Here is a 19,472-nt window from a genome sequence, read left to right as displayed (position 1 = left end):
CCTTAGAGGATAAGCAGAAATTTTACCTGCAAAGCATGGAAGCACTGGATAAAATGGCACAGGCAGTTTCTCTTTCGGTGGACCGGATTTTAGGAAAAATAAAGGCAGTTCCTATCTTCCAGTTGTCCATGTTTTCCGAACAAGGTACCTTCCGGGCCGACATCCCCTCTATGGAAAAAGCTCGGAAAATTGCCTATGAAGCAGGAAAAGAAGCAGGAATTGATGGAACGGGCTGGCTTTCAGAGATCGAACGGCTCCACAGGGAAAAAATCACCGTTCAGGAAGGAAATGTCGAAATACAGTACTTTGTTCTAAATGAAGGCTGTCTGTGCGGCATTGCAAATGAAGCCATGTGTGAAATCGCACTGGATATCCAGGCGCAAACGGATAATCCGCTTTTCTTTTTCAACGGATATGTTAACGGCATTGACAGCTATCTGCCCACTGCCAAAGAATATGATAACGGCGGATATGAGGTTTTGTGGTCAAATTTAATTTATTACCGGTATTATAGGCGGGTTATGCCATTCAACCGGAACACGGCCCGGGAGCTCGCTCATATTGCTGCAGACACCTGGCTAAACACCCAGAGCCAAAAACCGTTGTTGTATTTACCAGAATATGGTACAATGGACCAATAATGATTGTAAAAAGCAGCCTCACCCGGCCACGAAACAGCAGCATTTCGTTTTGACACCTTATGGGGCAAAAGCAAAGAGCAGGAGGAATGAAAGCAGCATGAAAAAAATCTTAAAATTATTTGCTATCACATCACTTCTGTCCATATCCATGACATCAGCCGCTTTTGCGGGAACCTGGAAGCAGAATACCCATGGATGGTGGTGGCTGGATGGAGATAAGTCCTATCCCTCTTCCACCTGGAAATGGATCGATTCCAATGGGGATGGATTGGCGGAATGCTACTATTTTGATGAAAACGGATACCTTCTTACCGGAACCACCACTCCGGATGGCTACACCGTTAATGAATCCGGTGCATGGTCCGAAGAGGGCCTTGTCCGTCAAAAGGCCGCCAATCCTTTTGCTTCCCGTACCGTTAATCAGGAAGGATTGGAGCTTTACCAGGAAGCAGACCAAAAGAGTTCCGGGCTGCCCGGCCTGGATATTAAGGCGGATATCCTTATGAACCTGTCCTATGCAGGGCTGGAGATCCCGGTATCCAAGAATATGCAGCTTAAATACCATGACATCAACACGCCGAACATGGAATTTCTCTCTTCCACCTATACCGATATGATGGGCATCCATAAATCGGAAACCTCTTTCTATAACAATGGCTGTTACTATTCGGATATGGGAGAGAATGAAAAATTTAAAATGAAAATCGGATATAGAGACATGACAAATAATCTTACATTGGGAGGGCTTACGGGACAGTTCGGTGCATTCTTGGAAAATGTTCAGATTGCAGCCGATGAAGACGGAAACAGAGTTCTTTTATATTCCAGCCAGACCGAAGGTCTGGAACAATATCTGAGAAATTTCTATAACGAGATATGGCCTTCCCTTGCCGACTCCGATTTCAGGATCAATCAGGTCAACGGCAAGGCTGTCATCAGCCCGAAAGGATATTTCTCCAAAGAAGTCATCTCGATTTACATGACCATGACCGAAGACGAAGAAACCATGGGAATATCCATGAACATCAATCTGGATTATAACAATCCCGGACAGCCGGTAGCCATTCAGTTTCCTTCCACGGAGGGATATGAAGAGATCGTTTATTAAGAAAACATCAGGGGAGGGAAACGCATCGGCGTTCCCCTCCCCTTCTTCATTATTCTTTCAAACCGGTATAAACATGACACCGGCCCGCCGTAAATAAGCGGATCAGACCGAAAACCAAAATGACCGGAAACAGGACCGCTGCCAGTATTCCGGTTTTTAAGTCACTTCCGAAATATCCGGAAACAAGGCCCACAAGAGTCGGACCGCTGGAACAGCCCAAATCACCTGCCAGTGCCAGAAATGCAAACATCGCCGTGCCCCCTCCCCGTATGGAAGCAGACGCCATGCTGAAGGTTCCCGGCCACATAATTCCCACGGACAGGCCGCATAGCCCGCAGCCTGCCAGACCCAATGCAGGAATGGGCGACAGGGAGATCAGAAAATAAGAGCCGATACACAGGATTCCGCTGGCAATCATCATTTTTTTCAAATTAAGCTTTTCCCCGTATTTTCCATAAACTACCCTTGAGATTCCCATCATCGTGGCGAAAAGCATGGGACCTGCCAGATCTCCCACGGTCTTGCTTACCCCCAGTCCCTCTTCCGCAAAGGCCGAGGCCCACTGGCTGACCGCCTGTTCACTGGCTCCGGCACACACCATGAGCACCATAAAAGCCCAGAATATTTTTTTCCCAATCAGAGCCCGGAAGGAAAGGCCTTCCTCCTCTTTCACCAATGGGGCAATCGGCACCTTGATAAACATGATAATGTTTGCAATGGGAATCATTGCCCAGAAAAGGGCCAGTATCCTCCAGCTTTTCAGACCGGATATCCCGAAAAATACGGTCGATAACAGAACGACCCCCACATGGCCCCAGCAATAAAAGGAATGAAGCATGCTCATGGCCTTTTCTTTATTATCCGTGGGACATGCCTCAACAATGGGGCTGACCAGAACCTCCAGAAGGCCTCCCCCTGTCGCATAAATCACCACTGCCGTAAGCAGACCGGCCCATGCATGGGGAAACAGACCCGGCAATATGGTCAGAGAAATCAAACCTATGGCACATAATATATGAGCCGTTATAATGGAGGCACGGAAGCCGATCCGGTCAATCACGCCGGCGGACAGCAGATCCACCAACAGCTGAATTCCAAAATTGACCGTCACAAGCATGGTAATTCTGGATAAGGAGATGCCATACTCAGACTGAAACGTAAGGAATAAAAGCGGTACAAAATTGTTGACAATGGCCTGCACAATGTAACTCATAAAACAGGCATGGACTGTTTTGGTATAATCTTTATTCATTGATAATCACCTGCTTTTCATTTTTTGTATTATACCGCATAATTTCTTCTATTTCTTGCAAATTACCGCCAATTTATGATACAATCGAGCCAAACAGCGAGAGGAGAGCGCTCCATGCAAAGCACAAAAATACAAACCGATGAATCCATGATGGAGCTGGTCTCCCATGGTTCGGCGGCCTTTCCCTTTCAATATTATTATGAGGATGTGGGAAAATTCGATAACCGATGCATAGACTGGCATTGGCACAGGGAATTTGAGCTGGTATCCGTAATAGAAGGAATCGTTCAGTGCTCCATCGGCAATATCAATTACATACTGGAAGCCGGGGACGGCGTTTTCATCAATTCCGGAGCCATACACCGTTTTCTGTCTGCCGGAACTGCAATTATTCCCAATGTCCTGTTTGCACCGGACTTCCTCGCGCCGGATAACAGTTCTATTTATGAAAAATACATTCTTCCCTTTCTTCATTCGGGTATTTCCCATATTGTGCTGAAGGGCAGAATTCCCTGGCAAAAAGACGTTCTGCTCACCCTTTCCAGGCTTTATCACTTATGTGAAAATCCCAACTCCATCTGGGAGCTGGAGGCCCATACGATGGTCTGCCAGGTCTGGGCAAGCCTGTCCATGCACCGCCAGGAATTTGCGGCCATGGAAAATGCGGGAGTCAACCGGATTTCCCAGGCCCGTTTCAAAGGCATGACCTGCTTCATAGAGCAAAACTTCTCAAAAAAAATCACTTTGGATGATATTGCAATGTCTGTGGGAGTCAGCAAACGGGAAGCGCTCCGCTGCTTTCAGTGTTCTGTACCGTTTTCGCCTGTGGAATATTTAAATAAATACCGGCTGCAGCAGGCACAGCAGCTTCTTCTTCATACGGACCGCTCCATAACCGAAATCGCCGAAAGCACCGGATTTGAGAGCACCAGCTATTTTGACCGCCTGTTCAGGCGGGAATTTCATATGACGCCCAGGCAGTACCGTTCCAGCTCAAAAGCCGGCAGAACAGGCATGGCTGAAAATACAGTCCATAGATTCCTCCGCCTGCATTCACAGGCTGTCTGCGCTGGAAGGGGCGATCCAGGGAATAAAGAAAACCTTGCTTCCAGAAGAGAGGAAGGCAGAATTAAAGGAGTTTTATCACCATCATAAAAAATAAAGAAATCCGGAAGGGCAGGAGTACTCATTTGAAACCAGAGATGGCACGGTTTAAATATCTACCAAATACGATCACGGTCTTAAGAATCGCAGGCAGTCTGGCTCTGTTCTTTCAAAAGCCTCTGTCAGCCGGATTTTTCTTTCTCTACTTTTTATGCGGTATCACAGACATCCTGGATGGATTTATTGCCAGAAAAACAAATACCGTAAGTGCAGAAGGTGCTGTATTAGACAGCGCTGCAGATACGGTATTGATTGCTGTTATGCTGTTTATGCTGGTTCCTGTCCTTCCTTTCACACCATGGATGCTCCTGTGGACCGCAGCCATAGCCGTTGTCCGCATTCTTTCATGGGCCGTTGGATTTATCAGGTACCGGACGTTTGCTTCTTTGCATACCTATGCCAACAAAGCCGCCGGATTTGCACTTTTCTGCTTTCCGGTCCTATGGAAGCTTTTGGGTATGCCCGTAACAGCGGCTGCTGTTGGCATGATTGCAAGTTTATCTGCCATCGAGGAGCTGGTCATTCAGCTGACCTCCAAAAAGCTTTGCAGAAACGAGACTACCGTATTCCACAGCTTCAGGTCGGCACGGTGTATGGATTCTGATTCTAAAAAACGGAAATAAAACGGCTGTTCTCAAAACTGTTTTTTCTCCATTATCTTAACGGATATAAGATATGAAAAAATAAACGCCAGAATGCAGACCAATGCCAGCTTTCCCATAAACCCGGCCGGGTCCATGGCCAGCAGATTGGTTAATATCAGATCGGCATCGTAATTAAAATACCGCATTCCTTTCACCAGAAAGAACGCAATCACAAACGAAGCTCCGATCACTCCGATGAAAGCCATTCTGCTCTTTTCAGCCCCAAATTTCAGATGAAGCGGCAAAGACACCGCCAAAAGCACCAGTACCACGAGCAAATAGAAAAAGGAGGACGGAAAGACATCAGCCAAAGCCGCGTTTTGTTTGACAACCATTACCCCGGCTGTTAAAAGAGTAGCCAGGCACCAGGTAATTCCACCCGTAATCAGGCCGAATAAATATTTCTCCGCTACATACCCTTTCCTGCTGACCGGCATGGTAAACAAAAAGAAGAATCCGTTATCAAACTCATCATAGCTGATCGTACTTATTGTAAACATGGTAATCATAAGCGTCATATAATTGACCACATAAATAGAATTAAAATTCGTAAAAAACATCATTCCTACAAGCAGGAATAAAACTAAGAAAAAATTCTTCTGATTCTTTAGCAGCAGGAAATCTTTTATTAACAACCCTTTCATAACTGTTCACCTCGAATCATCATCGTCATTACCTCATCCACATTTCCCTTTTCCACCACGATCCCGGGGCTGTTTTCCAGATAGAATTGCTTTTGGTCTGTAAGGCAGCTGTGACCAAAAGCCTCTTTTTTATGCCTTATGATATACCTCTTATCCAGTTTTGCATATTGCTCCTCTGTCACCTTTAACAGACCGTAGCTGCTAAGAAGGACATCGGTTTCCTCATGTAACACCATCCTGCCGTGGTCTATCAGATACAGATCATCACAGAGGTTTTCCAGATCACTTGAAATATGGGAACTGATCAATAAAGATCTTTCATCCTGTTCCATATAGCTTCTCATATAATCCAAAAGTCCATCTCTTGCTATGACATCCAGTCCGGCAGTAGGTTCATCAAAAATCAACAGCTTTGCATCATGTGACATAGCTGCAATCACTTTTAGCTTTGCTTTCATGCCGGTGGAAAAGTCCTTGATCCTCTTATTTAAAGGCAGATCGAATTCCCTGCATTTCTTTATAAAACCTTCTTTATCGAATTTTGAATACAGGCTCTGCATCACTGGGATGATGTCCTTTATGGTTAAGTAAGCGCTGAACCCGGAATCAGCTAACACGACTCCCATATCCTCCCGGTCCTTTGGAGTAAGGGATCTGACAGCCTTTCCAAAGACTTCAATACTGCCTCCGTCTATGGAGATCAAGCCTAAAACCGACTTAAATACTGTGGTTTTGCCTGCACCGTTTTGGCCAATCAGTCCCGTAATATATCCCGGACGCAGGTCCAGAGAACAGTCCAGGCTGAATCCGCCGTAATGTTTCTGCACGTTTTCCAATTTCAATAACATAACTAATCCTCCAAAATGATATGAAACAGTTCGGTTATCTCTTCATTGCTCATTCCGCAGCTTCGGCCCTTCCGAATGGCTGTCTCCAAATCTGTTTCCACTTCTTTCTTCTTCTCTTCCAACATGAGATTCTGATTCGCACAGGCCACAAAGCTTCCTTTTCCATGAACGGTTATGATGAAGCCCTCCTGTTCCAGCGCATCATATGACTTCTTCACGGTCAGGGCACTGACCCGCAAATCTTTTGCCAGGGCACGTACTGAAGGAAGCATTTCTCCTTCCTGCAGCTGCCCCTGCATAATCATCACCTTGATCTGTTCCACAATCTGTTCATAAATTGGCTGCATGGACGAATTATTAATGATTAATTTCATTTTATCCCTCCTCGATAAACAGTATATAACAGTTTGGATAATTTGTCAACTGTTATATACTGTTTATCATAATTCTTATGAAATTATAGATTGTCAATGATTTTAGCTTTTTCTCTGTTATACTCTTCCTCAGACAGGACGCCACCATCATACATAATTTTTAATTGTTTAATTTTCTTGTAAAGTCAACCTCTCCTGCTTCAATGATATCTATTTTTTCTTACAACCGGCTTCGTACATACATATACATAATACCAACACAAGCCACCATACCATTATATCGCAGCCGATTACCCGTCCAACGAAAAAGACAGAACATATTAAAAAATCTTCGAATAAAACATAGAATGGCTGCTGTAAACAGGAATAACTTTCCCGGTTTGCAGCAGCCATTGTTTTTTCCAACAGTTGATTCTATCTAAGCTTTCAAATGCAAAAAAACGTGATTAATATTGTTATAGCCATTTCCTAATCTTATATTCTTAAATCTCTCTTTACCACCAAGGTCTGATATCCGCCGATCTCACCTTCTCCCGACAGTTCCCCTAACATCAGCGTTCCGGCTTTTATCTCAGTCATCATCGGCAATTCAAACTGATGGTAACATATTATCTGTTTTTTGTTTATAATAATTATTTTTTTAAACGAGCGATACTACATACCAAACTTATAGGTATAGTTATGCGTAAATCATTTATAAAATTATAATTAGTAATAAGTATATGATGTATTATCATATCATATATGGTTAATGTGATAGTACTTATTATTAAATAAAAAATAAACAATTTGAATAATTTTATAAACATAATAATTTTATTCTTCATAGCCATTTGCATAAATAATATCAGTTAATTTCTTTTATAGTAGCGTTATCTATAATATATAATCGAAACAGCCTGATCTACTATTTTTCCAACCATTGTATGATATATTTATAAATTAATAATCATACTTTTCCTTTCTTTATATTTTGATACTGTTAGTAATTACAAAAATTCTCCTCCCTATAGAAGATATTCCAGTAATTATAATAGGTATTTAATCACTGATTATATGGTCTCACTTTTTGCGCAATTAGTCAATTATCATTCTAACTGTTTATTCGCATAATTCGACATTGAACTATTTTTTTAATAGGTGTCAGATAATTGAATATACCCCATACAGGTGCTAAGACAGGGCAAAATGTATTTCATTCCATTCCTATAAATACAAAGATAGCCTTTGACGCTCCAAGGACTCATTACTGGCAATTTGACACCGAACTGGCGACACCTCCACCATCATATTTTATAATTATATTTTGTAGTTTTCTCTATGGATACTATATTTCACTACACCGAAAATTCAAAAACTTAACGACTTTTTTAACAAAATCTTCTGGTAAACTGGGAGGAATTTCCTATTATAGAAAAAAGGGAAGGCATCCTTCCCCTAAAAAATAGAAATCATTGCTTATTACAAAATAAAAACCGCATATAACGGATGAATACATAACTCACCATACATACTGCAATCACAGTTTCCACAAGCACAACGACCGGCAAAAATCCTATGGGATATCCCATTTTCACCAGATATGCCGTTGACATCTTCATTGCTATGGCACTGATCACAACCGGAAATGTAAAAGCAGCGCAGCTTGGATAAAATGGCAGGACCAGGTATTCCGGCAGTTTAACCAGCACGGTTAAATACAATGCACCGGCCAATACCATCAGCGCGACAACCATGGTCACTGATTTCGGCTCAACAGACTGGATATATTCCGCCAGGCAAAGGCTGACGGGCGCAGTGTAAATACAGAATAACGGTCTTGCCGGTTCCGGGATTTCTTTGTGCTTCACATAGCGTATCGTCACGAGAACCAATAATATCAGGCAGCAGGCCAGACCAAACCAGAAAATTCCGGCTCCGAGCCGCATGCTGCCAAAGGCCGGCGCTGTTACGCTTGCGGTCACAATTCCAACGTATACAATATAATAGCTGGCAAATACATTCTTCATATTGAATTTCCAAAGGAAGCGAACGGTAAAATACAATATGAGAAGAATATGAAAAGTTATCCCGGTATACCAGATATAAACTGCAGGATCACCTATAAAAGGCTTTGCATAGGCCGCCAACAGGATAACTGCCATGGAGAAAGTCCCCGATACGCTTGCCATCATCGGATTCTTCATATCTTCTTTCACCATGTCAAAATGGCAGATGCATTTACACAAGAACAGCAAACCCAGTACAGCGGACATCGCTCCGCACAGCAGGCGGAGGATTTCGGAATAACTCTGCAGAAGATTTCCCAGAGCTGCCAGCCCAAGCATAAGCCCTGCCAGAGGAATCGGTATTCTTTTAATCATCTGATCCCTCCGAAGACTGCAGTTCATCGGTATTGGTGAGACCATATTCCCGTACTACAATCTCAGCCACCTTTCCCGCTATCATACCGGTGAGATGAATACACTGCTCTTTGTGCTCTCCTGCCGCCATATCAAACTCTCTTGTCAGGATCCGGCAGCACAATGCATTCTTTCCGTTGTTCTCCTTAAACCAGTCATGAAGCTCCTTCGCCACCTCTAAGTTCTTTTCCACTTTGGGATCTCCCTGCCTGGTTCGTCCAAAGAATATGCCAAGTGCCATCACTCCGCCGGAAACCGCTCCGCACAAACACTTGGAGCGTCCGATCCCTACCGGGAATCCGGAAGCCATGGCAATGACTTCTTCCGGTATATCCAGTTCGAAATTTGACCGGATGGAACTCACAACCGCTTCCGAGCAAAAAAATCCACCTCGGAACAGTGCCTCCGCATCATCCGCGGCCTTCCTTACACTAACCTCCTGTTTCGCATTCATCTCATGTATCCTCCGTATTTCTTTTTGATACATTTATTCTATTAAGAATCAACCGTCAAGTCCAATTCATAAAATCTATAAATAAATTGTACTTATAGGCTTTTTCTATGAATGCCGGAAATTGAATCAGGCGCATATCAATCGAAATAAAACAACTCTTCAAACCTTTTATCAAGCGCAATGCATAGTACCAGTGCCAATTTGGCGGTAGGGTTAAACTGCCCGGTCTCAATGGAACTGATGGTGTTCCTGGATACACCAACCAATTCTGCCAATTGGCTTTGGGATAGCTTTCGGTCTGATCTGGCTTCTTTCAGCTTATTTTTTAAAATTAATTCTTCATTCATTCCCTTACCCCATAACATGCAGAATATAACAACCAAGGTACAATAACCCTGCAAGAATTCCGGCTATTGAACCAACCAACAGTTTTCTTTCCCTGGTAACCGTATATTTTCCCAGATTCTCCAGACCTATATAGGTCCAGAATAATGCAAATATGGCATAGTTATTGATACCTTTCATTAAATTAAAGATCACCAGTACAATAAACATTGCTGACATACCTGCTGTACCTATCCGTCGGCCTTTATTCATGGCATATTCCAGGCCTTCATCTTTTTTTTCTCTTCTGCTTCGTTCCAGGATTTCATCCTTATTCATGACCCCATTCTCCTTTTTGACAAGTTTACTTGGTATCATTATATGCATGACAAGTGTTCTTGTCAAGCATATTTGCAAAGTTTTATGTGCAAAAAAAAGAACATATTCTCTCTCATCTTTTAGTACAGGTTTTAACTTGATACTTATTTCCTGACTTTTATATTTCATTGAAAAAGTATTTGATTATGATTTATAAAGTCTTTTATTATTGCTGAATACATTTTCTATTCTGGTATACCATATACACTTTTTATGATTAAAGCAGTATATATGAAAATATCAAAAATTCTATTTGCTTTCTGTTTCTTGCTGCGATTAACCGGCTATTTAAAAGACAATGAAATACATACAACCTATAATGGCAAAGTTGTCGTCACTAATCAAACTGAATATACATTTAAGTCTTTATTTCTGCTTTTAAACACGAATATTCCAGCATGAACAGATCCCCTCTCATCTCTTAAAGTTCAGACATAAATCTGCTAACAGCCTTCAATCCATCAATACGCAGTTTTCTTCCAAAAAGAAAAAGGCACTCAAAACTTCGCCTTATGACATACCTTTCGGTATGCCGTACCTACGGCAAAATTTTGAACGCCCTTTAAACAACCGGTCCATCTTAAATCAGTAACCGGAACTCTCCACATATTCAAAGCTTACATACCTGCTGGTCAAATCAAATATCAGCTCTTCCTTTTCATATAATAAAAACCTTCCCTTCAATAAATGCTCCTCCTTTATGAAGCGGCTCATTTTTCCCTTATCCGGGGCCAGCAGCTTATGGGAAAACCTTGCATCCTCGTTTCTCTTCTGATTTGTTAAAAATACTTTTAAGCAATCATTTCCCTGCCGCAATATGACTGAGGTCGCTCTTTTTAAGACAACCTCTGCACCCAGATATGTGGCAAACCGGTACTCCCTGCCCTGATACTGAATGACACAGATACATCCCTGAAAGCTGTGTCCAATAAAAGGAATATGGGCAACGGAAACCATAACCGCCGCATTTTCACCGAACCGGTTACACTGCAGCCACAGATAATCCCTGGGAAACGATCTGCCCCTGTCCCCCTCTATATATCCCTTTTCCCCGTTAAAATCAAGCACCTTCCCGTTGATTTTCACTTTTCCCCGCAAGGTGTGAGCCATACTGATGATTTCATGCCTGCATTCCATAAAAGGAACAAACTGAAAGGGTCCCATGATGGAATAAGCGATGGGGCTTAAAGAGCCATAACAGATCATACCCTGAACGGTAACATCCTTTGACTTTATGTTTAGCTTCATACCATGCAGAGAAAAGACATTGTTCCCAAGCATTACCATCTTCTGCCTTCTGTCAACCAGGTAGTCTTCTTCTTTAAAATCGATCGAATAAGAATTTTCATTCCATATGATTTGTAAAAACGGATGCTTAACACCATTTTCATCCACGCTCTGGCCCGGAATCAGGGCTAATACCGTATCTGCATTCTGATGCTTGAAATACCAGCCTTCAAAATACTGAAACCTCTTCTTATGTGATAAGACAGTTACAAACAACTCCCTGATACTATCTCTTATCACTGCTGCTCTTGGTTTTATTTTTTTATGGAACGTTTCTATTTTCCGTAAGAGCTGCTTATTTTTACATATGTTTTTTTTCTTATTATTCCGCATCTGAACTATGTCTCCCATCTGTTTCACTCGCTGTAGCTTTATGAACATAGGATTTCCAAATATCAGGAAACATAGTCAGAAAAAACTTTTTATTCTGATCAAACGTTTATATCTTCCCGCTTGATTTCTCTGCCAAATGTGGCTGACCTATGGGGTAACTCTGTTAATATCTCTTGGAAACAGCGTTGAAAGCCTGACATTTTCCTGATTTAACAATTTGCTGGTGAACCTCTCCAATCCCAGTCCAAGCCCTCCATGGGGCGGCAAGCCGTATTTATGCGCCATCAGGTAACTTTCAAAAAGCTCTGTGTTCATTCCACGTTTCGTCATCTTTCCAATCTGTTCATTATAATTATGGATCCGCTGGCCGCCGGTTGTGATTTCCATTCCCCGGAAAAGAAGATCGAAGCTCAACGTTTCTTCCTCATTTTCTTTGCTCTCCATCGCATAGAAAGGTCTTTTTTCACTTGGATAGTAGGTGACAAATACGAACTCGCTGCCGGTCATTTTCTTAATGAGTCCGGAAAGGAGTTTTTCTTCTTCCGGTTCAAAGTCGTCATAATCCTTTATTACCCTGTTAAATTCTTTTGACACCATTTCTTTTGCATCCAGGAACTTCAGGGATGGTATTTCCCGTATTTCAGGCAGTTGTACCTTTAAGAGGTCTATTTCATGCCGGTAATTTTCCTGTAAATGATTCAAAGTATCTTGCAGCATTCCGGTTTCCATGTGCATGATTTCTTCAAAGCTTCGGATATATCCCATTTCAAAATCCACGCTTGTATATTCGTTCAAATGCCTGGATGTATCATGTTTTTCCGCCCGGAAAACCGGAGCGATCTCAAATACCCGTTCCAATACGCCTACCATCATCTGCTTGTAAAACTGAGGACTCTGTGTCAGATAGGCATCTCTCCCGAAATAATCCAGATGAAAAATGTTTGCGCCGCCCTCTGCACCTGCTGCTACGATTTTGGGCGAATGAATTTCTACAAAGGATTGACTTAGCAGAAACTTACGGAAGCCATGGCAGATTCCTTCCTGAAGTTTAAATATGGCCCGTTCCCTTTCGTTTCTCAAGGTGACTGGCCTGTAATTTAACAGATTTTCAATGGAAGTATCTACTTTTTTATTGTTTATTACGACTGGCGGCGCTTCTTCCGGGATGGACAAAATCTCAATGGCTGTCATATGCAAATCAAATCCCGTTGCTGATCTCTCTTCTGCCTTCACTTTTGCGGTGACAGTCACACAGCTTTCCTCCTGTAGTTCCTCCAATGAAAAGCCAGAAAATTCCTCACTATATATGCACTGTACTACATTTCGTTTTGTCCGAAGAAGTACAAATGCAAAATGGCTCATTTTTCGGATCTTATATATGCTTCCATGGATGGTTACGGATTCCCCGATGTGGTTTTTTAAGTCTTCGGCCTCCACATCATGATTTTTAATTGTTCCATTTATTGTTTTCATTATCGTTTCCTCCAGAATCTGATTTTTCTACTTGCAAGATAAGATAAAATCAGCATCCATGAGGACATCATCCTTATGTCCCATACGATCACCACCCTTCCGTTTACCCGTATGGGACAAAAAAACAGCCACACAAGTAAATTTCTAATTTACCAATGTGGCTGTATACCAGTTATATTTCCACATAGGCACAACACGATAAGCGCTTGTACCTATGACCTCTCACAGCTACAAGCGCTACCGATCGTCGTCCCTATTCAGTTTTACAAACTGAAAATGAATTATCATGATAGCTGCCTCTGATTTTTTTCATATATTATCATATAATTTTGTGATTGTCAAATCGTTAAAGATCCCTGTGTATGAAAGGTCCTTGATCCTGCCGCATGATCTTATTGGAATATTCACGTATCACATCCGCCGAAGCGTGGAATTTATTTCGTTCCTCTCCTGACATGTGGATTTCCAGGATATCTGCAGCGCCGGTCCTGTTTAATATGGTTGGAACACCCGCAAATACTTCCGTTTCTCCATATTCGCCTTCCAGTAACGTGGAAACCGGAATGATCCTGTTCTCATCATAAAGAATGGCCTTAATGATTCCAACGCAGGCAGTGGCAATGCCGTAATAGGTCGTTCCTTTCCGGTTATAGATCTCCCAGCCTTCCTCTGTTGTTTTTTTCACGATTTCATCCAGATCAACTTCCCCCAGCATTTCTTTGTTATCCTGAATGATATCGTGGAAAGGCTTTCCGGCGACTGTGACCGCCGACCACGGAACCATCTGGGAATCCCCATGCTCTCCCATGGAATATGCATATACACTTCTTGGGTCAACATTTACCATTTCCGCAATGAAATTTTGCAGTCTTGAAGTGTCCAGTGCACTGCCTGTTCCGATTACCTGATTTTTGGGGAGACCGGATAATTCATATACGTAATGGGCGATGATATCTACCGGATTGGATACAACGATGAAGATGCCGTCAAAACCGTTTGCCATTACCGGCTCTACGATGGTTTTTACTATTTTAGCGCTGACTTCCAGGGTATCCAGTCTGGTTTGGCCTTTTTGGGGCGGAGCGCCTGCAGTTATAACGATAATGTCTGCATCTCCGCAGTCTGAATAGCGGCCTGTTCTCACTTTTACATTGCGGTCTAAGTATTTAATAGTATCCCGTAAATCCAGGACCTCACCCAGGGCTCTTTCTTCGTTGATGTCAATCATCAGGATTTCGTCACATACGCCTTGAGTCACAAGGCTGAAGGCGGTTGAGGAGCCTACCAGGCCGCAGCCGATCACGGCTACTTTTGATTTCTTTATTCTCATATTGGATTACCTTCTTATTTCGTAATATAGTTATCATTATAATAACCCAAATAGCTGGATTTAGCAAAGGGAAAACGATAAACTGCATCGTAAGTAACCTTATTTTAATGGCTTGCTATATTTTGTAATTCCTCCATCAACACCTTATACCTCTCATCATCCCACCAGCAAAATGGTAAGTGATCCTATTTGCTTAACAAAGAAAAGTATATGGACTAAATGAGTTTATTCTTTATCTAAAAAAGAAATTTTAATAGAGAAAACAGAATCTCAATCCTTTATTTACTATAATTAATTGAAATAATGGCAAAAATTCAGAATATACTACCGTTCGGTTGTAAATGAATACCACTCAGTAAGATACTATTTACAAAATTTTTATGAAATGATATTTTCAATTTAAGCAAATAGTATAAAAAATTATAAAACTATTTACCTAAATTATAAGATAAAGGAGAGAAAGCTATGGAAGAGTAGGTAAAACCTATAAGGATGCATATGAGTCAGTAATGAATCTGTTTACTTTTGAGGAATTTAATAGCCTTATTAAAGATACGGATGAAATTTTTATCAAAAATAATAAAATTATTGCTGATAGTAAAGAAGTAAAAGGAACAATATATTTTCTTAAGCTATTCTGTTGGCTCAAGAATGTAATATGAGATGTACGACACATTTTTATATTCATAAAGTAAAATGGGGTTGACAACGCTGACATATATACCAATTTCATGGAGCGCTTGGGCTACAGGCTCATAGAACCGGTTGGTGTATTTCATGATTATTCGTATCTCTCCTTCCAAGCCCTTTAGGGAATAGGCCAGATTCTCAAAACGCCATAGTCGTAGTGATCAATACCGCTGGCGTATGCAATCCAAATGGCGATAGTAAACAAATATGACGCGTTGGAGGCTTTGAATCGGGGGGAGGGAGTTACAGATGAAAACGGTATTTCGGCTTGATTATATACTTGTAAATAGAGATATCGGCCTCTATCTGCAGAACAAAAAGTATTAATGCTATTTATACCGTAATTATTTATTGTAGGTGAGCAGATGAATTTGATAAAAGACTATATTTTTAAATTAGGTTTTATATTTAGAGAAATTTATAAAGCAGGATCAGGTGTATTTTTTCTTTCTATTGGATCAATGCTTATTTCAGGTATTAGCCCAGTAGTTACTATATATTTAACAGCTAAATTAATAGAAGAATTAGGTCAGAATATAGGAAACGAATCCTCGGTTGTGTATTTAAGATTATTGATTATATTATTTTCAATGCTTGCTCTTATAGTGATTTCATTTGCTACAGAAAGTGTAAAAACCATAATATGTGCTATATCAGGGTTAAAACTGTCACACAATATAGAAAATTTGATTGCAGTTAAATTTCAAAGCATAAAGCAAGAAAGAATAGATGACCCCGCTTTTTTAGATTTGCATTCAAACACTTTGACTAAATGTGGTTCAGAACCATTGAATTTAATGGAAGGCTTATTCGGCATGGTTGCAAGCCTTATAAGTCTCATTGGATATGCTGTTATTATTATTAGACTTAATTTCCTCGCCTTTGTTTTTATTATGATTTTTACTTTACCTATCATAATTTATAAAAGAAAATTTCAAGGTATGCTATTTCGATTTTTTAATGAAAGAACTATGCAGATGAGGCGTATATGGTATTATCTCTCGCTGATTACCGATCCCATGTATGCAAATGAGATTAGGATTTTTGGATTATATAATCACTTTAGGAACAGAAGAAAAGAATCATTTGATGACTTTATGAAAGGTAACAGTAAAATTGCGGCAAAAGAAATTATAGTATCCATATTAACTAGTTTTATCTCAATGATAGGTGCTATTTTGGTCGGAGTATGGCTTATAAAATATACAATCACGGGTTCAGTATCTGTATCAGAGTTTTATCTGTTCATTACTGCTATTGTAACAATCGTTACGAAGTTAATAGGACTGTCAAATCAAATAGCATCGAATAGTAAAAGCATGATGTTTATTAACTATATATTTGAATTCATGCAGGAAACAGATACCATAGAAAGTAAAAATCTGAAAATTAAAGCAATACCAGTACATAATATACGTTTTGAAAATGTTAGTTTTAAGTATACAGGTTCTGATAACTATGCACTTAAAGATATAAATTTAAATTTTGATACAAAGGAAACGGTATGCCTAGTCGGTGAAAACGGAAGCGGAAAATCAACATTAGTCAAACTATTGCTCAGAATTTATGATCCAACACAAGGACGGGTATTACTAGATGATATCGATTTAAAAGAATATGACATAAATGAATTAAGATCGTTTTTTGGCGTTTTGTTTCAAGATTATGTTAAGTTCTCAGATAGTGTTCATAATTGTATAGGATTTGGAAATATTGATAAGATACAAAACGACAAGGATATAGAAAAAGCGGCTGAAATAACAGGAGCAAATAAATTTATTGAAAACTATAAAAATAGATATGACACAAACTTAAGCAAAATGTTTTTTAATGACGCTATAGAGCCCTCTGGAGGACAATGGCAAAAAATTGCTATATCTAGGGCGGTATTCTCAGATGCATCGGTTTTAGTCTTAGATGAGCCAACAGCAGCTCTTGATCCAAAATCAGAAGTGAAAATGTTCGATACTTTTAAAACAATAAGTGGCCTTAAGTCTACAATCATCATTTCTCATAGGATGTATATTACTAAATTGGCGAATAAAATTATTTTATTAGACAAAGGAATACTTATAGAAGAAGGGAGCTTTGAAGAATTAATCAAACTGAAAAAGGAATTTTATAATATATATAAAATTCAAGCGGACAGCTACTCTATGACTGTTGAATAGAGATAAATATGATAAGAATTATTGACTATTTATACGGCCTACTACTAATAAATTATAAGAAAGGTTGTGGAAATTATGAAGAATAAGAAAGTTAGTTTGAAGAAGATCAACAAGGCAAATAACTCTACGGTAAGAACTCTGGCGTGTCACTGTGGTTGCGAGGGCAAGCCCGGTAAAGCTTATAGCGATGGTTACGTTGGACAATTCTTTTAATTTAACATCTACAGTTACTAGAGAGCCAGACAACAGTTACATAGAATAATTTCTACAAAATAGAAATTGTTCTATCAATAAAAATAACTCATAACTACAGTAGTAGGCTGTATAAATAGTCAATAACTCGAAAGAGAAAGGATGTAAGAAGAAATGTATTTATCTAAAATAATTAAGTCAAGCAGCAATATGTATATTTATGATGCACTAAATAATAACTTTGCTACAATTAACTCTGAGGAAGATATATTAGACGATAATAAATATACTGATTTTTTGATAAATAACAATTTTAGGGATATAAAGAAATCATGTGAGTTTGATGTGAAATATTCTTATAGTAAAGACGAATTAATTAATATGTTTACTAGCAAGATAAAGAATATGACTTTAGCTCTTACAGAGCAGTGTAATCTAAGATGTAAATACTGTGGATATATGCCTAAATATATAGATGATAACTATTTGCTAAAAGATATGCCTATAGATGTTGCATTTAAGGCTATTGATATCCTTATGAAAAATTCATGTGAAAGCGAAATCTGTAATCTTAGTTTTTATGGAGGGGAACCTTTACTTAGGCTGGAACTTATAAAGGAATGTATTGATTACATAAGTAATAAGTATCCATTTAGAAAACCTTCTTATAATATAACAACAAATGCAGTTTTACTTGACGATAAAGTAGCTGATTTCATAATAGAAAACGATATAACAATAAATATAAGCTTTGATGGACCCCAAAAATATCAAAATAAATATAGAGTTGATTGTAATGGAAATGGCAGTTATGAGAAGGTGTATCAGAATATTCAGGCACTTTATCGTAAAGACCCTAAATTTTTCAGGGAAAATGTTACTTATAATGTAGTTATGTATAATGGTGCCAGCAATGATCTTTTTGAGTCTATAGATAATTTATGGAAATCTGATGTAAACATGATAAACCTTTTCCCTACCGAATATTTTATGAACTTTAGGGATAAAAGTGATGAGATCAATAAAGGCGAGAAAGTTAATATAAGAACTTATGATTTTGCTTATAAAAATATGCTGAAAGGTATGAAAAAATATTATAATTCATTCAGTGGACCAGCTTGTAGCAATACCATTTTACCCGGGGGTTTTTGCGTTCCTGGTGTAAGAAAAAACTTCGTAACTACCGACGGTAAAATAATTGTATGCGAAAAGGTAGACGAGAGCCAAAAAATCTTTGAAATTGGAGATGTTTATAACGGTATAGATATAAATAAAATAGAGAGGCTTGTTGGTGAGACCCTAAAAAGTTTAGAAAAATGCAAATATTGTTGGGCAGCTAAGTTTTGCAAAATTTGCTTTAAGGACATTCTAAATATAAATAATGAATTTTGTGAGAAATCCAGAAAAGATGTAGAGAGTGAATTAAGTTATTACCTCGATCATGTCAGTAATAATAGAGGCTTGGTTAATTATGTGGCGAATATCTCAATGATTTAATTAGCGGATTCTTGTATTGGCGTAAAAAGGAACTGTCATTGCTCTCTCATTTTAACAGCTTAGGCAACAAGATGGAAAAAGACATGGCTGGTTGCCATGTCCTCAACCAAATATATAATAATCTCTCGGAATCTTGAGAGATTATGCCGGTAGGGCTGGCAAAGTGAACTTTGATAAGTAAATATTATCCAGATGAGTAGAAAAGTAATGGAAATTTCGAAAAATGGGCATGAGAAATAGACATAGCTGCCGCTATGGTTTAAAAT

At 39.6% G+C, this 19,472-nt stretch carries 17 protein-coding genes and 3 pseudogenes; 8 read left to right on the top strand and 12 right to left on the bottom strand.

What is annotated here, in order from left to right; translation table 11 throughout:
- Positions 1 to 641: pseudogene (locus BQ9856_RS05070) on the top strand (hypothetical protein); the annotation flags it as partial.
- A gap of 97 nt (positions 642 to 738) precedes the next feature.
- Positions 739 to 1,749 (top strand): hypothetical protein, encoded by a 1,011-nt coding sequence (locus tag BQ9856_RS05065; protein ID WP_077610073.1) that lies wholly within the window; start codon positions 739 to 741, stop codon positions 1,747 to 1,749.
- A gap of 49 nt (positions 1,750 to 1,798) precedes the next feature.
- Here BQ9856_RS05065 and BQ9856_RS05060 read toward each other — a convergent pair whose 3' ends face one another.
- Positions 1,799 to 3,001 (bottom strand): MFS transporter, encoded by a 1,203-nt coding sequence (locus tag BQ9856_RS05060; RefSeq protein ID WP_077610072.1) that lies wholly within the window; start codon positions 2,999 to 3,001, stop codon positions 1,799 to 1,801.
- Positions 3,002 to 3,076: 75 nt separating this feature from the next.
- On the opposite strand from BQ9856_RS05060, the pseudogene BQ9856_RS05055 reads away from it, so the two are divergent.
- The 3 genes and pseudogenes from BQ9856_RS05055 to BQ9856_RS05050 form a co-directional block, all read left to right on the top strand.
- Positions 3,077 to 3,979 (top strand): annotated as a pseudogene (locus BQ9856_RS05055) (AraC family transcriptional regulator); the annotation flags it as partial.
- 28 nt (positions 3,980 to 4,007) lie between these two features.
- Positions 4,008 to 4,163 (top strand): annotated as a pseudogene (locus BQ9856_RS25125) (TfoX/Sxy family DNA transformation protein); the annotation flags it as partial.
- 28 nt (positions 4,164 to 4,191) lie between these two features.
- On the top strand, positions 4,192 to 4,788 hold the full coding sequence (locus BQ9856_RS05050; RefSeq protein ID WP_235839152.1) for a CDP-alcohol phosphatidyltransferase family protein: 597 nt from the start codon (positions 4,192 to 4,194) through the stop codon (positions 4,786 to 4,788).
- Positions 4,789 to 4,799: 11 nt separating this feature from the next.
- Here the strand turns inward: BQ9856_RS05050 and BQ9856_RS05045 are convergent, their stop codons facing one another.
- The 11 genes from BQ9856_RS05045 to BQ9856_RS04990 all read right to left on the bottom strand — a co-directional run bounded on the left by BQ9856_RS05045 (position 4,800) and on the right by BQ9856_RS04990 (position 14,656).
- Positions 4,800 to 5,453, bottom strand: a complete 654-nt coding sequence (locus BQ9856_RS05045) for an ABC-2 transporter permease (RefSeq protein ID WP_077610070.1) — start codon at positions 5,451 to 5,453, stop codon at positions 4,800 to 4,802.
- Positions 5,450 to 6,301 (bottom strand): ATP-binding cassette domain-containing protein, encoded by an 852-nt coding sequence (locus BQ9856_RS05040; protein ID WP_077610069.1) that lies wholly within the window; start codon positions 6,299 to 6,301, stop codon positions 5,450 to 5,452. The genes BQ9856_RS05045 and BQ9856_RS05040 overlap by 4 nt, the downstream gene beginning before the upstream one ends.
- Positions 6,302 to 6,303: 2 nt before the next feature.
- Positions 6,304 to 6,675 carry a GntR family transcriptional regulator gene (locus BQ9856_RS05035; protein ID WP_077610068.1) on the bottom strand — a complete coding sequence of 124 codons (372 nt, stop codon included), beginning with the start codon at positions 6,673 to 6,675 and terminating at the stop codon, positions 6,304 to 6,306.
- Positions 6,676 to 6,758: 83 nt separating this feature from the next.
- A complete protein-coding gene (locus BQ9856_RS25640) occupies positions 6,759 to 6,848 on the bottom strand; it encodes an SHOCT domain-containing protein (RefSeq protein WP_442855570.1) in 90 nt (29 codons plus the stop codon).
- 1,278 nt (positions 6,849 to 8,126) lie between these two features.
- Positions 8,127 to 9,038, bottom strand: coding sequence for a TDT family transporter (locus BQ9856_RS05020; protein WP_077610066.1), 912 nt, complete (start codon positions 9,036 to 9,038; stop codon positions 8,127 to 8,129).
- Positions 9,031 to 9,531: a C-GCAxxG-C-C family protein gene (locus BQ9856_RS05015; protein WP_077610065.1), complete on the bottom strand. Its 501-nt coding sequence runs from the start codon at positions 9,529 to 9,531 to the stop codon at positions 9,031 to 9,033. The genes BQ9856_RS05020 and BQ9856_RS05015 overlap by 8 nt, the downstream gene beginning before the upstream one ends.
- Positions 9,532 to 9,668: 137 nt before the next feature.
- On the bottom strand, positions 9,669 to 9,878 hold the full coding sequence (locus BQ9856_RS05010; protein ID WP_077610064.1) for a helix-turn-helix transcriptional regulator: 210 nt from the start codon (positions 9,876 to 9,878) through the stop codon (positions 9,669 to 9,671).
- 4 nt (positions 9,879 to 9,882) lie between these two features.
- Complete coding sequence (locus BQ9856_RS05005) at positions 9,883 to 10,194, bottom strand: DUF6442 family protein (RefSeq protein WP_077610063.1); 312 nt, start codon at positions 10,192 to 10,194, stop codon at positions 9,883 to 9,885.
- Between the two features lie 624 nt (positions 10,195 to 10,818).
- Positions 10,819 to 11,760 carry a tocopherol cyclase family protein gene (locus tag BQ9856_RS05000; RefSeq protein ID WP_159441946.1) on the bottom strand — a complete coding sequence of 314 codons (942 nt, stop codon included), beginning with the start codon at positions 11,758 to 11,760 and terminating at the stop codon, positions 10,819 to 10,821.
- 240 nt (positions 11,761 to 12,000) lie between these two features.
- Positions 12,001 to 13,326, bottom strand: coding sequence for an aspartate--tRNA(Asn) ligase (gene aspS / locus BQ9856_RS04995; protein ID WP_077610061.1), 1,326 nt, complete (start codon positions 13,324 to 13,326; stop codon positions 12,001 to 12,003).
- A 346-nt stretch (positions 13,327 to 13,672) separates the two neighbouring features.
- Complete coding sequence (locus BQ9856_RS04990) at positions 13,673 to 14,656, bottom strand: L-lactate dehydrogenase (RefSeq protein ID WP_077610060.1); 984 nt, start codon at positions 14,654 to 14,656, stop codon at positions 13,673 to 13,675.
- A gap of 1,055 nt (positions 14,657 to 15,711) precedes the next feature.
- On the opposite strand from BQ9856_RS04990, the gene BQ9856_RS04985 reads away from it, so the two are divergent.
- From BQ9856_RS04985 to BQ9856_RS04980, 3 genes are all read left to right on the top strand, one after another.
- Complete coding sequence (locus tag BQ9856_RS04985; RefSeq protein ID WP_077610059.1) at positions 15,712 to 17,517, top strand: ABC transporter ATP-binding protein; 1,806 nt, start codon at positions 15,712 to 15,714, stop codon at positions 17,515 to 17,517.
- Positions 17,518 to 17,592: 75 nt separating this feature from the next.
- The gene (locus BQ9856_RS25635) at positions 17,593 to 17,730 is read left to right on the top strand and encodes a lachnocin family radical SAM-modified peptide (protein ID WP_200801265.1); all 138 of its coding nucleotides are present in this window, start codon (positions 17,593 to 17,595) and stop codon (positions 17,728 to 17,730) included.
- 153 nt (positions 17,731 to 17,883) lie between these two features.
- Complete coding sequence (locus BQ9856_RS04980) at positions 17,884 to 19,206, top strand: lachnocin radical SAM maturase (RefSeq protein ID WP_077610058.1); 1,323 nt, start codon at positions 17,884 to 17,886, stop codon at positions 19,204 to 19,206.
- Positions 19,207 to 19,472 lie beyond the last annotated feature (266 nt).

It is taken from the genome of Clostridium sp. Marseille-P2415, from assembly GCF_900155545.1.
Taxonomy (GTDB): Bacteria; Bacillota; Clostridia; order Lachnospirales; family Lachnospiraceae; genus Lacrimispora.
This window is presented reverse-complemented; position numbering and strand designations above follow the sequence as displayed.

What these genes read in the sequence shown, in the direction of transcription:
- BQ9856_RS05040 (WP_077610069.1), bottom strand. Translation starts at nt 6,301, where the DNA reads ATGTTATTGAAATTGGAAAACGTGCAGAAACATTACGGCGGATTCAGC.
- BQ9856_RS04980 (WP_077610058.1), top strand. Translation starts at nt 17,884, where the DNA reads ATGTATTTATCTAAAATAATTAAGTCAAGCAGCAATATGTATATTTAT.
- BQ9856_RS05060 (WP_077610072.1), bottom strand. Translation starts at nt 3,001, where the DNA reads ATGAATAAAGATTATACCAAAACAGTCCATGCCTGTTTTATGAGTTAC.
- BQ9856_RS05010 (WP_077610064.1), bottom strand. Translation starts at nt 9,878, where the DNA reads ATGAATGAAGAATTAATTTTAAAAAATAAGCTGAAAGAAGCCAGATCA.
- BQ9856_RS05045 (WP_077610070.1), bottom strand. Translation starts at nt 5,453, where the DNA reads ATGAAAGGGTTGTTAATAAAAGATTTCCTGCTGCTAAAGAATCAGAAG.
- aspS (WP_077610061.1), bottom strand. Translation starts at nt 13,326, where the DNA reads ATGAAAACAATAAATGGAACAATTAAAAATCATGATGTGGAGGCCGAA.
- BQ9856_RS04990 (WP_077610060.1), bottom strand. Translation starts at nt 14,656, where the DNA reads ATGAGAATAAAGAAATCAAAAGTAGCCGTGATCGGCTGCGGCCTGGTA.
- BQ9856_RS05005 (WP_077610063.1), bottom strand. Translation starts at nt 10,194, where the DNA reads ATGAATAAGGATGAAATCCTGGAACGAAGCAGAAGAGAAAAAAAAGAT.
- BQ9856_RS05035 (WP_077610068.1), bottom strand. Translation starts at nt 6,675, where the DNA reads ATGAAATTAATCATTAATAATTCGTCCATGCAGCCAATTTATGAACAG.
- BQ9856_RS04985 (WP_077610059.1), top strand. Translation starts at nt 15,712, where the DNA reads ATGAATTTGATAAAAGACTATATTTTTAAATTAGGTTTTATATTTAGA.
- BQ9856_RS25635 (WP_200801265.1), top strand. Translation starts at nt 17,593, where the DNA reads ATGAAGAATAAGAAAGTTAGTTTGAAGAAGATCAACAAGGCAAATAAC.
- BQ9856_RS05015 (WP_077610065.1), bottom strand. Translation starts at nt 9,531, where the DNA reads ATGAATGCGAAACAGGAGGTTAGTGTAAGGAAGGCCGCGGATGATGCG.
- BQ9856_RS05065 (WP_077610073.1), top strand. Translation starts at nt 739, where the DNA reads ATGAAAAAAATCTTAAAATTATTTGCTATCACATCACTTCTGTCCATA.
- BQ9856_RS05020 (WP_077610066.1), bottom strand. Translation starts at nt 9,038, where the DNA reads ATGATTAAAAGAATACCGATTCCTCTGGCAGGGCTTATGCTTGGGCTG.